The sequence below is a fragment of the Lysobacter sp. Root494 genome, from assembly GCF_001427225.1.
Classification (GTDB): domain Bacteria; phylum Pseudomonadota; class Gammaproteobacteria; order Xanthomonadales; family Xanthomonadaceae; genus Agrilutibacter.
Map to the genome: position 1 here is coordinate 143439 of NZ_LMFH01000006.1, position 13560 is coordinate 156998.

12 protein-coding genes are annotated in these 13560 nt (G+C 65.4%); 7 read left to right on the forward strand and 5 right to left on the reverse strand.

Annotation, left to right across the window (positions count from 1 at the left end; translation table 11 throughout):
- Positions 1-95: 95 nt before the first annotated feature.
- On the reverse strand, positions 96-1334 hold the full coding sequence (locus tag ASD14_RS09945; RefSeq protein ID WP_235565375.1) for a DUF4105 domain-containing protein: 1239 nt from the start codon (positions 1332-1334) through the stop codon (positions 96-98).
- A gap of 49 nt (positions 1335-1383) precedes the next feature.
- A complete protein-coding gene (locus ASD14_RS09950) occupies positions 1384-2172 on the reverse strand; it encodes a transporter associated domain-containing protein (protein ID WP_235565391.1) in 789 nt (262 codons plus the stop codon).
- Positions 2173-2429: 257 nt separating this feature from the next.
- Here ASD14_RS09950 and ASD14_RS09955 point away from each other — a divergent pair, with 257 nt between their 5' ends.
- Positions 2430-3131: a hypothetical protein gene (locus tag ASD14_RS09955; RefSeq protein ID WP_056132793.1), complete on the forward strand. Its 702-nt coding sequence runs from the start codon at positions 2430-2432 to the stop codon at positions 3129-3131.
- Between the two features lie 188 nt (positions 3132-3319).
- On the opposite strand, the gene ybeY is transcribed toward ASD14_RS09955, so the two are convergent.
- Together ybeY and ASD14_RS09965 are read right to left on the reverse strand one after the other, a co-directional pair.
- A complete protein-coding gene (ybeY, locus tag ASD14_RS09960) occupies positions 3320-3802 on the reverse strand; it encodes an rRNA maturation RNase YbeY (protein WP_056132796.1) in 483 nt (160 codons plus the stop codon).
- 40 nt (positions 3803-3842) lie between these two features.
- Entirely contained in the window at positions 3843-4829 is a 987-nt protein-coding gene (locus ASD14_RS09965) for a PhoH family protein (protein ID WP_056132798.1), read from the reverse strand.
- Positions 4830-5212: 383 nt separating this feature from the next.
- Here ASD14_RS09965 and ASD14_RS09970 point away from each other — a divergent pair, with 383 nt between their 5' ends.
- The 5 genes from ASD14_RS09970 (at position 5213) to ASD14_RS09990 (ending at position 10678) form a co-directional block, all read left to right on the forward strand.
- A complete protein-coding gene (locus ASD14_RS09970) occupies positions 5213-5899 on the forward strand; it encodes a TetR/AcrR family transcriptional regulator (RefSeq protein WP_056132800.1) in 687 nt (228 codons plus the stop codon).
- A 10-nt stretch (positions 5900-5909) separates the two neighbouring features.
- The gene (locus tag ASD14_RS09975) at positions 5910-6860 is read left to right on the forward strand and encodes an HlyD family efflux transporter periplasmic adaptor subunit (protein ID WP_056132804.1); all 951 of its coding nucleotides are present in this window, start codon (positions 5910-5912) and stop codon (positions 6858-6860) included.
- 20 nt (positions 6861-6880) lie between these two features.
- The gene (locus tag ASD14_RS09980) at positions 6881-7810 is read left to right on the forward strand and encodes an ABC transporter ATP-binding protein (RefSeq protein WP_056133489.1); all 930 of its coding nucleotides are present in this window, start codon (positions 6881-6883) and stop codon (positions 7808-7810) included.
- Positions 7807-8916, forward strand: coding sequence for an ABC transporter permease (locus ASD14_RS09985; RefSeq protein WP_056132807.1), 1110 nt, complete (start codon positions 7807-7809; stop codon positions 8914-8916). Before ASD14_RS09980 ends, ASD14_RS09985 begins: the two co-directional genes overlap by 4 nt.
- Before the next feature lie 97 nt (positions 8917-9013).
- Positions 9014-10678 carry an amidohydrolase gene (locus ASD14_RS09990; RefSeq protein ID WP_056132810.1) on the forward strand — a complete coding sequence of 555 codons (1665 nt, stop codon included), beginning with the start codon at positions 9014-9016 and terminating at the stop codon, positions 10676-10678.
- A gap of 319 nt (positions 10679-10997) precedes the next feature.
- Here ASD14_RS09990 and miaB read toward each other — a convergent pair whose 3' ends face one another.
- Complete coding sequence (gene miaB, locus ASD14_RS09995; RefSeq protein WP_056132813.1) at positions 10998-12419, reverse strand: tRNA (N6-isopentenyl adenosine(37)-C2)-methylthiotransferase MiaB; 1422 nt, start codon at positions 12417-12419, stop codon at positions 10998-11000.
- A gap of 166 nt (positions 12420-12585) precedes the next feature.
- Here miaB and ASD14_RS10000 point away from each other — a divergent pair, with 166 nt between their 5' ends.
- Positions 12586-13518, forward strand: coding sequence for a lytic transglycosylase domain-containing protein (locus ASD14_RS10000; protein WP_056132816.1), 933 nt, complete (start codon positions 12586-12588; stop codon positions 13516-13518).
- Positions 13519-13560 lie beyond the last annotated feature (42 nt).

Genomic DNA, 13560 nt, shown 5'->3' on the forward strand with positions numbered 1-13560 from the left:
TCCACAAGCTTTGCCTTGTAGCGGAGCATGCCCGGTGCCCTGCGATGATCGCCCGCCCGGGCGAACGAGCCGGACAGGCTGGCTGCAAACGTTCCTCAGCGCGAGGGAGTGCCGCGCCAGAACACCCACGCAACCGCCGCATGAACCGGCAACAGCAATGCGATCCAGTGCAGATTGGCTTGCGGCTCGGCACTGACCCATCGTACGAGCAGCCCCGCCACCGCGCACAACGCGATCACTTGCGCAACGCGCGCGGCCCATCGTCCGGGTGCGCGTCCCCGGATCGTCCGCCACGCGCCCGGCAGCGCGAACCACGCCAGAGGGTTGAGCACGAACAGGTTGTGGTTCGCCCAAGCCATCACATGCGCGGTACCGAACCACAGAAACAGCAGGAGCGCACCGATGAAACCGGCAACCAGCCAGAACGGAAGCAGGATCGCGCCGAGTACGCGCGACCCCGCGTTGCGTTGGCCCATCCATGCAATGGCAATCGCGATCGCGATGCCCCACAGGCCCCACAACCACCAGCGCAATGCGTGGGCGTTGGGCTCGGGGGCTATGCGATGGGGCAGGATCTCCTCGCGCTCGTGCACCAGCAGGCGGCCTTCGCCATTCTTTGCTTCGACGAGAATGTCGGCGAGGCGGCGCGGCACGAAGGCCTGCTCCCACATCGTCATCGGCTGGTCCGCGGCAGGCCCGAGGCCGATGTCGAATCCCAGCCACATCCATGGGGCGGGCGAGGCCAGCCGCAACGCTTCGTCGCGCCAGCTCAGGCCTTGCGAACGCCCAACCACTTGCTTCTGCAAGCCACCCGCGAGCGCGCGATCGATGGCGTCGCGCACACGCGTCGAGCAGTTGTCCCGGAAGTAGTCGTAACGATAGAAGGCGTTTTCCGGCCGCGCGTTCTCGGCCAGAGCCGTCGCGATTTCACGCGCCTGCGCGGCTTCGAGATCGAGCCACAACACGCTCACGCCGCGGCCTTCCGCGCGATAGAGGACGAGATCGTCCGCATACGGCACGGCGGCGAGGCGATAACGCATGTCGCCGCGAACGAAGCGGCTGACGAAGTCCGGTTCGGTCGGATCGAAGAAGCCGAAGTTGTAGGAAATGGTTTCGCCCGTGTCCGGATCAGCCACCAACACCGAATCGTGGCCGAAACGCTCCCAGAAGATTTCACCGGGCTCCATCATCATGATGCCGATGCGCGGCACGGTTTGCGTGGTCGTGGGAGTTACGGCCGAGGGCTGCGATACAACCGTCGGCGGCGCGATGTCCGCCTGAGCCAGGGCGGCCATCGGGAAGGCGCAGAGCAGGGCCAGCAGGAGCCACCGCATCACCGCGTTCGCCCTTCTCCGCGCGGCGGCGGGGAAGGGGAGGGTGTCGTTACGCATCGCCGAGCACGTCGACGTGAAAAGCGTGCACGCGCCGTGCATCGGCGGCAGAAACACGGAACACGAAACGGCCCAGCGCGAGCTCCTCGCCGGATTCCGGCAGATGCCCGATCGCCGCCGTTACCAGGCCGCCGATCGTGTCGTATTCGTCGTCGTCGAAGTTGGCATCGAAGCGCTCGTTGAAGTCGGCGATAGGCGTGAGCGCATCGACCACGAACAGGCCATCGGCCTGCGCGCGCATCAGGGCCTGCGGGTCCTCGGCTTCGTCATGTTCGTCATCGATGTCACCGACGATCTGCTCCAGCACGTCCTCGATCGTGACCAGGCCGGCCACGCCGCCGTGCTCGTCGATCACGATCGCCATGTGGTTGCGCGACTGGCGGAACTCGCGCAGCAGCACGTTGAGGCGCTTGGATTCGGGGATCAGCACGGCCGGCCGCAGCAGCGAGTGGATGCTGGCGGGGCCGTTGTCGGCAACGACGCCGCGTAGAAGGTCCTTGGCCAGCAGGATGCCGAGCACCTCGTCCTTGTCCTCGCCGTGCACCGGGAAGCGCGAGTGGCCGGATTCGACCACGCGCTTCATCAGCTGCAGCAGCGATTCGTCGGCGGGCAGGGCAACCATCTGTGCGCGGGGGATCATCACGTCGCCGACGGTGAGGTCGGACACGGCGATCGCGCCTTCCATCATTCGCAGGGTGTCGGCGGCAATCAGGCCGTCGGCCTGGGCATCGCGCAGCAGCTCGACCAGATCCTCGCGGGTACTGGGCTCGCCGGACAGCATCGTGCTGATGCGTTCCAGCCAGCCACGCCGGCGCTCCTGATGGCGTTCCTGGAGGCGGTCCTGGTAATCCTGGGGGGTACTACTGTCGTCCTCGGACATGGTGTTTCGGCATCGCCCGGGGGCTGGGCGGACCCGGGAAGTCTAGCGCGGAAGCGGGGGCAGACGCTGACAGGTTCCAAGCGGCCAGCCGCGAGGTTCACGGGAAGATGGCGGGGCGATGCCGATAATGGCCGTCGGGCCCACTCGGAGACAGCGACATGCCCGAGAAAAGCACAATCCGGCGCGCGCAGCAGGACAGACGCGAAGGCAAGGCACCCAGCACCCAGGCTGGCGAATTTGTCCACGAGGAAATCGACCACATCCGCGAAGGCAAGCACGGCGCGCGTTCGACCAAGCAGGCGATCGCGATCGGCCTGTCCAAGGCGCGGCGCGCGGGCGTCGACCTGCCGCCGCCGAAGAAGGGCGAGGCTTCCGAAGAGACGCGACGCAAGGCCGAGCGTGATGTCGAGGCGGGCACTGGACGGAAACGGGCTTCGAAGAAGACCGCGGCGAAGAAGGCCGCTCCGCGGAAGGCGGCTTCGAAGAAGAGCCCCGCCACGAAGAAGAGCGCCACCAGGAAGACCGCTGCGAAGAAATCGACTGCGCGTAAGGCCCCGGCCCGGAAGAGCGCACCTCGCAAGAGCGCAAGCAAGCGAGCGGCCCCGTCGAAGACCCGCTCGCGCGCAACCACCAAGGCGCTCAAGCGCGAAGGCCGCTCCGCGGCGAGCCGCTCGGCACTGTCGAAGCAGGCGAAAACAGCGGCTCGCAAACGCACCGCTTCTGATCGGTCGGCGGCTGCCAGGAAGGCTGTACGGACGAAGGGTGCGGAAGCCCGTTCCGAAGCCGCACGCAAGGCGGCCCGTACGCGAGCGCGGCACGAAGGCCGTACCCGGCACAACGGAGCCGCAGCTCACCCCTGACGTTGCAAAGTCGTCATTCCCGCTTATGCCGGAATCCATGACGCTGCCGTGGGTGGTCATTGCAGCTCAAGCTGTGCGCAAGCATGTGGGCGTCGACTCATGACGAGTGCGGTCGATCGGCCGGGCAGGCGCAAGTCCGGCGATTCCAATGGCGACGTTTGTCGAGCGGAACAGCATCCCGTCAGTGGTCAGGCGATGACGTAAGGATCCTCGATCCCCAAGCCCGCCAGGATCTCGCGCTCCAGCTGCTCCATGCAGATCGCGTCGGCTTCGTTCTCGTGGTCCCAGCCGAGCAGGTGCAGGGCGCCGTGCACGGTCAGATGCGCGTAATGGTCGACGATCGACTTCTTCTGCTCCTTGGCTTCCCGCGCTACCACGGGGGCGCAGATCACCAGGTCGCCCAGCAGCGGCAGCTTCACGCCATCGGGCAGGCCGTCGGGTAATTCCGCCGGAAAGCTCAGCACGTTGGTCGCGTAGTCCTTGCCGCGGTAGTGCCGGTTGAGCGCCCGTGCTTCCTTGGTGCCGACGATGCGGACCGCAAGGTCAGCCTCGCGGATCCGGCTGTGCAGCGCGGCCGCCACCCACTTGCGGAAACTCACGGCGGACGGAACGCCGGTGCGCGGCACGGCGTAGGTAACGGTGACATCGAGACGAACCGGGCCGACGGTCATGCTGGGAAGTCCTGTCGAAAAGTAATGAGGGAACCCTGGCTCAGGAAGCCGGCCCGGTCTGCGCATCCGTGGCATCGCGCGCATCGTAGGCATTGACGATGCGCGCGACCAGCGGATGGCGGACGACGTCGCGCGATTCGAAGAAGGTGAAGCTGATTCCGTTGACGTTGCGCAGTACCTCGAGCGCGTCCTTCAACCCCGACTTCTGGTGTTTGGGAAGGTCGATCTGGGTCATGTCGCCGGTCACCACGGCTGTGCTGCCGAAGCCGATGCGGGTCAGGAACATCTTCATCTGCTCGATCGTGGTGTTCTGCGCTTCGTCGAGGATCACATAGGCGTCGTTAAGCGTGCGTCCGCGCATGTAGGCCAGCGGCGCGATCTCGATGACGTTTTTCTCGAGCAGCTTCACCACCTTTTCCACGCCCAACATCTCGTACAGCGCGTCGTAGAGCGGACGCAGGTACGGATCGACTTTCTGGGTGAGATCGCCAGGCAGGAAGCCGAGCTTCTCGCCGGCTTCCACCGCCGGCCGTACGAGGATCAGGCGTTGAACGCGCGACTCATTCAGCGCTTCGACCGCCATCGCGACGGCGAGGAACGTCTTGCCCGTGCCCGCAGGACCGATGCCGAAATTGATGTCGTGGGTGGCGATCGCGTGCAGGTACCTGGCCTGGTTCGCGCCGCGCGCGCGCAGGGTGCCGCGCTTGACCCGGATGGTGACTTCCTGCGGTTCGATGTCGTCGGCGACGGTTTCGTCCGCGTCGTATTCGGTGAGGTGCAGGTGAATGTCGGGCTCGGTCAGTGTCGTGTCGCCCGCTTCGCTCCACAGCTCGCGCAGCAGCCGTTCGGCCTTGTTGACCGAGGTGTCCGGACCATCGACACGGAACACATTGCCGCGATTGGCGATCTCCACGCCGAGGCGCAATTCGATCATGCGCAGATGGCTGTCGAAGGGGCCGGTGAGGTTGGCCAGGCGCTCGGCCTCGGGTGGATCGAGGGCGAATTCGGAAACGGTGCGTGAGGGCATCTGGGCTGTCAGGGTGGGGCGCCTAGGCAGAGGGGAAGCTTGCGCCTGCACCAGCGTTTTCGCAAAGCCGGAGTGATCGACACGTCCGCGCTGAGTAGCGTGTTGCAGTACGACTGCCGACGTCGAGTGTCGCGTGCGCCAAGCGGCTGTGGACCTCCGAAATCACTACGCATGGATGCGGGTGAGAGCGTTGTGATTCCCGCAGGTGACCGCGATGCGCTGATGCGAAGTGCCTGGTCGCCTGGTTGGTGATCGGCGCCTCATGCGCGGGTACCGGCCGGTCCTGCGCGGTATGACGGATCACGTCCCGTCAGCGTGCGCGTCGGACGCCGTTTGTCGGATGCCCCTTGCAAATAATTGATTGAACAATTAATTAGTCCTTCGTGGCCAGTCCTCGAGCTCCAGCGCCGTCGCGCCCCGCCAAACGCGCCAAGGTCCCCCGCAAGCGCACTCCAGGCCGTCCGACCGGCGACAGCCCCGACCTGCGCGCCCGCCTGCTGGACGCCGCCATCGCCTGCTTCACCCACGACGGCATTGCCGCCACTTCGTTGCGCGCCATCGCGACCGAAGGCGCGGTCACGCCTGCGCTGCTGCACTACTACTTCGGTGATAAGAACCAGCTGGTTGACGCGCTCGTCGCCGAGCGGCTGCTACCCGTACTCGCCGAGATGCGCGGCGTCGTGGAAGGCGCCAGCGACGACGTCACGGCGCTGATCGCCGGGTTTGTCCGCAAGATGAGCGAAATGATCGAGCGACATCCCTGGTGGCCGGCGCTGTGGGTGCGCGAAGTGCTGTGCGAGGGCGGCGTGCTGCGTGAACTCGTCATCTCGCGCGTCGGCCCACAGATTCCGCAATTGCTTGCAACACGCTTCGCCGAAGCACAACAGCAGGGACGGCTGAATCCGAATCTCGATCCGCGGCTGCTGGTGGTATCGCTGATCGGGCTCACGTTGTTTCCCGCTGCGGGTGCGCCGATCTGGCGCGGCATCTTCAATGCCGGCGACATCGATGCCGTGAACATCCGCGATCACGCGATCGCGTTGCTCGATCACGGGGTGCAGGTCAGCTGACGGAGGCTCCATGGTTTCGAAGCGACACATGCTGCTGGTCACGTTCGCATTCGTGCTGTGCGGCTGCGATGAGGCACCGCCGCAGGCATTGGGAACGCTCGAATACGACCGCATCACCCTGCCCGCACCGGCGGCCGAACGCATCGTCGAAATCAGCGTGCACGAAGGGCAAAAGGTCACGGCTGGCCAATCGCTGCTCAAGCTCGAACCTACGCGAGTCGAGTCGACCACCATCGCCGCACGCCAGGAAGCGCAGCGCCAGCGCGAAGCCCTGCAGGAGCTCGAAGCCGGTGCGCGCAGCGAAACCATCGCACAGGCCCGCGCGCAACTTGCGGCCGCGCAGGCGCAGGCGCGCGATGCACGCGCGTACTACGCCCGTGTGCAGCCGCTGGGCGTGCGAAAACTGATCGCCGCCGCGGACGTCGATCGCGCCCGCGCTGCCGCAAGCAGCGCCGCTGCGCAGGTGCGTACGACGCAGGCGGCGTTGGCAGAACTCGAAAACGGCACGCGACCGGAACGCATCGCGCAAGGCGAAGCGGCCGCGCGGGCCGCCGAAGCGCAGGCCAGCGCGCAACAGGTCACGCTCGACAAACTCAATGTTGTCGCTCCGCGCGCCGGGCGTGTCGATTCATTGCCGTACCGGCTAGGCGACCAGGCGCCGGTCGGCGCGCCGCTGGCGATTCTTCTGGCCGGCGAGGCACCGTATGCGCGCGTGTATGTGCCGGAACCCATTCGCGTAAACGTCAAAGTGGGACAGAAGGCGCGCGTCTTCATCGAAGGGCGCGACGAAGCCGTTACCGGCACCGTACGCATGGTTCGAAGCGAACCCAGCTTCACGCCGTACTACGCCCTCATCGGCGAGGACGCCGCGCGACTGAGCTATCTCGCAGAAATCCAGCTCGACAAGGCGGCCGGCGAACTGCCGGCAGGATTGCCGGTGCGCGTCGAATTCGAGCCATGAACACCGCGGCCGATGACGCGATCCGTGCGCGTGGACTGACCAAGCAGTTCGGCAGCCTGGTCGCTGTCGATCATGTCGATCTCACCGTGCCGAAGGCGCATGTCTACGGCTTTCTCGGCCCGAACGGTTCCGGCAAGACCACCACCATCCGCATGCTGTGCGGTCTGCTTGCACCAACCTCCGGTGATATCGAAGTTCTGGGCCTGCGCATTCCCGAACAATCCGAAGCGCTGCTGCGCCGGATCGGCTACATGACGCAGAAGTTCTCGCTGTTCGAAGATCTCAGCGTGCGCGAGAACCTGGAATTCCTTGCGGCCGTGCAGGACATTCCGAAGGCGCGCGCCGCACGCCGCATCGACGAAGTCGTCCAGCGCTATCACTTCGAGGACCGGCAGAAGCAGCTCGCTGGCACCATGAGCGGCGGGCAGAAGCAGCGTCTTGCGCTCGCCGGGGCCGTGATCCATGAGCCCGAGCTGCTGTTCCTAGATGAGCCCACCAGCGCCGTGGATCCAGAGTCGCGTCGCGACTTCTGGGAAAAACTCTTCGAACTGGCAGATGCCGGCACTACGATTCTCGTTTCGACGCACTACATGGACGAGGCCGAGCGATGCCATCGCATCGCGATCCTCGACCAGGGCGCGCTCGTCGCCGACGGAACGCCCGCCCAGCTCACGGGTGAACTCGACGGCCGCACGCTGCTGGTGACTGCAGCCCAGCCGCGTCGCGCGCAGGCGTTGTTGCTGCAGCAGGATGGAGTGATCAGTGTCGCGCAGATCGGTAACACGCTGCGCGTCCTCACCGAAGCCGATGGTGGCGCCGCGGCACGATTGCACTCGGCGTTATCGGACGCGGGCGTACAGGGTGGAGTATCGCCCGTGCATGCCAACCTGGAAGACGTTTTCGTCGCGGCCACGCGCGGGCGCGAAGACGCACGGGCACATGCCGCATGAACTGGCGCAGGCTCGGCGCGATCATGCTGAAGGAGTTGCGGCAGATGCGCCGCGACCGCATCACGCTGGCGATGATCGTCGGCATTCCGGTGATGCAGCTGGTGCTGTTCGGTTACGCGATCAACCTCAACCTGCGCGGTCTCGACGCCGTGATCGTCGACCAGGCGGGAACCGGCGCGTCGCGCGCACTGGTGATGGACCTGCTTGCGACCGGCGTCATCCGCCCGACGAGCGAGGCGGCTACGCCGCAGGAAGCGATGGAGCTGCTCCGGCGCGGGCGCATCAGCGTGGGTGTCGTCGTCCCCGCCGATTTCGAACGAAGGCGCGCCGAAGGCCGCGAAGCCGTGCAGGTGCTGGTCGATGGCAGCGACACCGTCGTGCAGAGCGCGGCCATCCAGCTGGCGCAGATGCCGCTCGACAGTTCCTCGTACGTTGCACAGCTCACCGGTGCGCGCGAAACAACGCCGCGACAGATCAGCGTGGTCGCCTTCTACAACCCGGAACGCCGTTCCGCGGTGAACATCGTGCCAGGGCTGATCGGCGTGATCCTGACGATGACGATGGTGCTGTTCACCGGCGTCGCCATCGTGCGCGAACGCGAGCGCGGCAACATGGAGTTGCTGATCGCCACGCCACTGAGCCGCAGCGAACTGATGATCGGCAAGGTGCTGCCCTATGCGGCGATCGGCCTGATCCAGACCACGGTCGTGCTTGCACTGGGGCTGACCTTGTTCAAGGTGCCGATCCGCGGCAGTGCGCTTGACGTCTACCTCGCCGCGGTGCTGCTGATCCTCGCCAACCTCACCTTGGGCCTGCTGATTTCGACGAAGGCGAAGTCGCAGTTCCAGGCGATGCAGATGACGTTCTTCGTCTTCCTGCCGTCGATCCTGCTGTCCGGCTTCATGTTTCCGTTTGCCGGCATGCCGCGCATCGTGCAGTGGATCGCCGAAATCCTGCCGCTCACGCATTTCCTGCGCCTGATTCGCGGCGTGATGCTGCGCGGCGCCGGATTGTTCGAACTGTGGCCGGACGTCCTGGCGCTGATAGCGTTCACCGCTGTGATGATGACGCTGGCGATCAGCCGCTTCCGCAAGCGCCTGGATTGATCCGGCTGCGGCATGACGCCCGATCCTGCAAGGCGGTTCGCTTGCACCCGGCTGCCCACTTGTCCAAAGTCGCCGGATTCGGACATGGAGGCGGGACATGGGCGCGATCAACCGGGCACTTGCAGCGGCGTTTCTGGGAATGTTGGCGACCACGCCGGCACTGGCGGAAGTAACCGTGCTGACCGCCGCGCGCATCCACACCATGGATACGGCGCTCCCGCGAGCGGAGGCGATGGCCTTCGACGAAAACGGACGCATCCTCGCCATTGGCGATGCGAAGGAATTGCGCAAGCGTTATCCAGCTGCCCGTCGGCTCGATGTAGGCGATGCAACCGTGATCCCGGGTTTGATCGATGCCCACGCGCACGTGTCCGGCCTGGGCATGACGCATCTCACCGCCGATCTCGTCGGCACGGGCAGCAAGGATGAGGTGTTGCGACGGCTGCGCGAATTCGCAGCGACATTGCCTAAGGAAGCCTGGCTGATCGGCCATGGTTGGGACCAGAATGACTGGACCGACAAGCGCTTTCCCAGCGCCGCTGATCTGGATGTCGCGTTCCCCGACAGGCCGGTCTGGCTGGAGCGTGTCGATGGCCATGCCGGATGGGCGAACACCGCCGCGATGCGCGCGGTGAGGCGCGACCTCAAAGGCAACTGGCAGCCCGACGGCGGACGCATCGAGCGCGATGCGAAAGGAAATCCGACCGGCATCCTGGTCGACGCCGCGATGGATATCGTCAACGATGCACGCCCGCCGCTGGATGAAGCCACGGCTGAGCGTGCCCTCGTGCTAGGCATGCGCGATGCAGTCGAACACGGTCTCACCGGCGTGCACGATGCCGGCATTCCGCTGACGGAACTCGATCGCTATCGCCGCCTGGCCGACCGCGGAGAGATGCCGCTGCGCATCACCGCGATGGCCGCGGGCGATGGCGATGCGCTCGACAAGCTCTGTCATGACGGCCTGTACCGGCATCCTTCCGGACGCCTGCAGATGCGCACGGTCAAGCTCTACGCGGATGGCGCGCTGGGCAGTCGCGGTGCTGCGTTGCTGGCCGATTACAGCGACGATCACGACAATCGCGGATTGATGCTGAGCTCGCCCGCCGACCTGTTTCGTATCGCCGCCAAGGCGAAGGGGTGCGGCGTGCAGGTCGCGACGCACGCGATCGGCGATCGTGGCAATCACGAAGTTCTGCAGGCATATGCGCACGCGCTCGGCGCGGACGTGGCAGGCGACCACCGATGGCGCATCGAGCACGCGCAAGTGCTCGCCCCGGCGGATCTTTCGCGGCTTGCGCAGATGCACGTGATCGCCTCGATGCAGCCGACCCACGCGACCAGCGACATGCCATGGGCGCAGGATCGGATTGGGCCGGAGCGCATCGTTGGCGCCTATGCGTGGCGTCAGTTGCGCGACAGCGGAGCGCGATTGGCGCTGGGTTCGGATTTCCCGGTCGAATCCGTCGATCCGCGCCTTGGCCTGTACGCCGCCGCGACGCGCACTGATGCCGAAGGCAAGCCGGCCGGCGGCTGGATGCCGCAGGAAAAGCTGACCGCATTCGAAGCGCTGCGAGGCTTTACGCTCGATGCGGCCCATGCCGGATTTTCCGAGGACGAAGTCGGCAGTCTTGCTGTCGGCAAGCGCGCGGACTTCGTTGTAATCGCGGAAGATCCGTTGGCGATCGACCCGGCGCAGCTGCGCAATCTCACCGTGCAAGCGACGTATGTCGATGGCGAGGCGGTGTATCGCAGGAAGTAGTAGGCGCGCGATCCGGCTTGCGCTTTGTAGAGCCGAGCTTTCTGGGTCGCCTTTAGCTTCGTATTCCCGGAAAAGAGTAACGGCACGCTTCGCTCTACAAAGCGAGTCCAATCGGCTGACGTCCCAAGGGACTGGTGAGTTGGCGGTGCATTTGCCGTTGCCCGTCATTCCCGCGAAAGCGGGAATCCAGTGTCTTTCGCAGACAAAATACTCAAGGCAGAGTCGCTGGCTTCCCGCTTCCGCGAGAATCACGAGCAACGGCAAAGCGCAGAGGCAAAAGAGAAAGGCAGCGGAGTGCTATGAAGCGCTGCTTCAAACCTCATGCCGCCGCTTCGTCAGCCGCCACCACGCGCCCACGCAACGAGTTGCTCATCGCCTCGGTAATCGCCACGTCGATGAACTGGCCGACCAACCGCGGATGCCCCGCGAAATTCACCGACCGCATGTTCTCGGTCTTGCCGGTGAGTTCGTTCGGATCCTTCTTCGACGGACCTTCGACCAGCACCTTCTGCACGCTGCCGACCATCGCATCGCTGATCTCACGCGCCTTGACGTTGATCGTCGCCTGCAAGCGCGACAGCCGCGCGTGCTTCTCTTCGCTGCTCACGGTGTCTTCAAGGTCCGCCGCGGGCGTGCCTGGGCGGCGCGAGTAGATGAAGGAGAACGACTGGTCGAAGCCGACGTCCTCGATCAGCTTCATCGTCTTCTCGAAGTCGGCGTCTGTTTCACCGGGAAAGCCGACGATGAAGTCCGATGAGATCGAGATATCCGGACGCACCGCCCGCAGCTTGCGGATCTTCTGCTTGAACTCCAGCGCGGTGTAGCCGCGTTTCATCGCGGCGAGCACGCGGTCGCTGCCGGCCTGTACGGGTAGGTGCAGGAAATTGGCGAGCTTGGGGACGTCGCGATAGGCCTCGACCAGCGAGTCGGAGAACTCCAGCGGGTGCGAGGTGGTGAAGCGGATGCGGCCGATGCCTTCGATCTCGGCGATCGCACGGATGAGCAGACCGAGGTCTGCGACTTCGCCCTCGCCATAAGGACCGCGATAGGCGTTGACGTTCTGCCCGAGCAGGTTGACCTCGCGCACGCCCTGCGCGGCGAGGTCGGCGACTTCGACCAGCACGTCCTCGAACGGCCGGCTGATCTCCTCGCCGCGGGTATAGGGCACCACGCAGAACGAGCAGTACTTGCTGCAGCCTTCCATGATCGAGACGAAGGCCGACGGGCCTTCGGCGCGTGGCTCGGGGAGACGGTCGAACTTTTCGATCTCGGGGAAGCTGATGTCGACCTGCGGCAGGCCGGTCTCGCGCTTGGCCTGGATGAGTTCGGGCAGGCGATGCAGGGTCTGCGGGCCGAAGACCAGGTCGACGTACGGCGCGCGCTTGATGATCGCTTCGCCTTCCTGCGATGCAACGCAACCGCCCACGCCGATCACGACTGGCTTGCCGCCTTGCTTGACCCCGTTCTCCTTGAGCAACCTCCAGCGGCCGAGCTGGCTGAAGACCTTCTCCTGCGCCTTCTCGCGGATCGAGCAGGTGTTGATCAGGATGACGTCGGCTTCCTCGACGTTCGTCGTCAACTCGAGGCCGTCGCTGGCGGCGAGCACGTCGGCCATCTTCGCCGAGTCGTACTCGTTCATCTGGCAGCCGTGGGTCTCGATGAAGAGCTTGCCGCGAAGGGACGGGAGCTGCTCGGAGGAAGCGGAGTCGAGCGCGTCCGCCGCAGGGATCTGGTTGGTCATTGGCTTTGGTATCCGGGAGGGCGGCGGTTACTCCGCACCGGGGCGCGCATTGTAGCGACCGCTGACAGGGGTCGCCGGAGAGGCCGATGGCCGAAACGCGATCCGCGTCGCGTTCATACAAATCAACGACTTGTAAAGCATTTCCAATGAGGGGATAGTCCGCCGCATGATGGGGATCAGGGGAATTCTGGTAGCTGCGATCGCGCTGGCATCGATGCCTGCGTGGGCGGGCACTGTTTACCGCTGCGAAAGTCCTGATGGCGGTCGTGCATACGCCAGCAAGAAGGTGAAGGGCGCGGTTTGCGTGGTTGCGGGCCAGTACACGGGCAACGAACGCCGCGCACAACCCACGATGACAGGTCCCAGTGCGGGCACGGCGACACCCGCGAGCCCCGTGGCCGGTTCCCCAGCCCTGATCGAAGCATCGACATCGGAGCCGGCTGCCGCTGATGTGCCGCAAGTTTCTCCGGCGGGAAACGGCAAGCGCCTGGTGCGCGGCCAGGTCTACTCCTACATCAAGGATGGCGTGCGGGTGTACAGCAGCAAGCCGCCACGTGGCGTCGCGGGCGCGACGGCGATGCGCACCATCAAATACAGTTTCATGGAAACGTGCTACGCGTGTAGCGCACTTCCCGGGGTGAACTTCGGCAAGCTCCGGCTGAATACCGAGGCCTATCGCAGTGAAATCGCGGCCGCTGCCACGCAATTCGGCGTGGAAGAGGCGATCGTCCGGGCGATCATCCACGCCGAGTCGGCCTACAACGTCAATGCGATGTCCCGCGTGGGTGCGCAGGGCCTGATGCAGCTGATGCCTGCCACGGCCCGCCGCTTCGGCGTCACCAACGCATTCGATCCCGCGCAGAACATCCGCGGCGGCGTGCAATACCTGGGCTGGCTGCTCAAGCGCTTCAACGGCGACCTCAAGCTCGCCGCCGCTGGCTACAACGCCGGCGAAGGCGCGGTCGACAAGTACAAGGGCGTGCCTCCGTACGCCGAAACCCAGCGCTACGTGCAGCGCGTGGCGGTGCTTGCGGATCGTTACCGCGGTGCCTCGACCTCCCTCGCTTCGGCGGGAACGGCCGCTGCCGGCTCGCGCTGAGCGCCGATCAACCGGCAAAAAGCGGCTCTGCGTTCCGAATCC

What these genes read in the sequence shown, in the direction of transcription:
- ybeY (WP_056132796.1), bottom strand. Translation starts at nt 3,802, where the DNA reads ATGACCGTCGGCCCGGTTCGTCTCGATGTCACCGTTACCTACGCCGTG.
- ASD14_RS09965 (WP_056132798.1), bottom strand. Translation starts at nt 4,829, where the DNA reads ATGCCCTCACGCACCGTTTCCGAATTCGCCCTCGATCCACCCGAGGCC.
- ASD14_RS10000 (WP_056132816.1), top strand. Translation starts at nt 12,586, where the DNA reads ATGATGGGGATCAGGGGAATTCTGGTAGCTGCGATCGCGCTGGCATCG.
- ASD14_RS09950 (WP_235565391.1), bottom strand. Translation starts at nt 2,172, where the DNA reads ATGCTGTCCGGCGAGCCCAGTACCCGCGAGGATCTGGTCGAGCTGCTG.
- ASD14_RS09955 (WP_056132793.1), top strand. Translation starts at nt 2,430, where the DNA reads ATGCCCGAGAAAAGCACAATCCGGCGCGCGCAGCAGGACAGACGCGAA.
- miaB (WP_056132813.1), bottom strand. Translation starts at nt 12,419, where the DNA reads ATGACCAACCAGATCCCTGCGGCGGACGCGCTCGACTCCGCTTCCTCC.
- ASD14_RS09945 (WP_235565375.1), bottom strand. Translation starts at nt 1,334, where the DNA reads ATGCGGTGGCTCCTGCTGGCCCTGCTCTGCGCCTTCCCGATGGCCGCC.
- ASD14_RS09975 (WP_056132804.1), top strand. Translation starts at nt 5,910, where the DNA reads ATGGTTTCGAAGCGACACATGCTGCTGGTCACGTTCGCATTCGTGCTG.
- ASD14_RS09985 (WP_056132807.1), top strand. Translation starts at nt 7,807, where the DNA reads ATGAACTGGCGCAGGCTCGGCGCGATCATGCTGAAGGAGTTGCGGCAG.
- ASD14_RS09990 (WP_056132810.1), top strand. Translation starts at nt 9,014, where the DNA reads ATGGGCGCGATCAACCGGGCACTTGCAGCGGCGTTTCTGGGAATGTTG.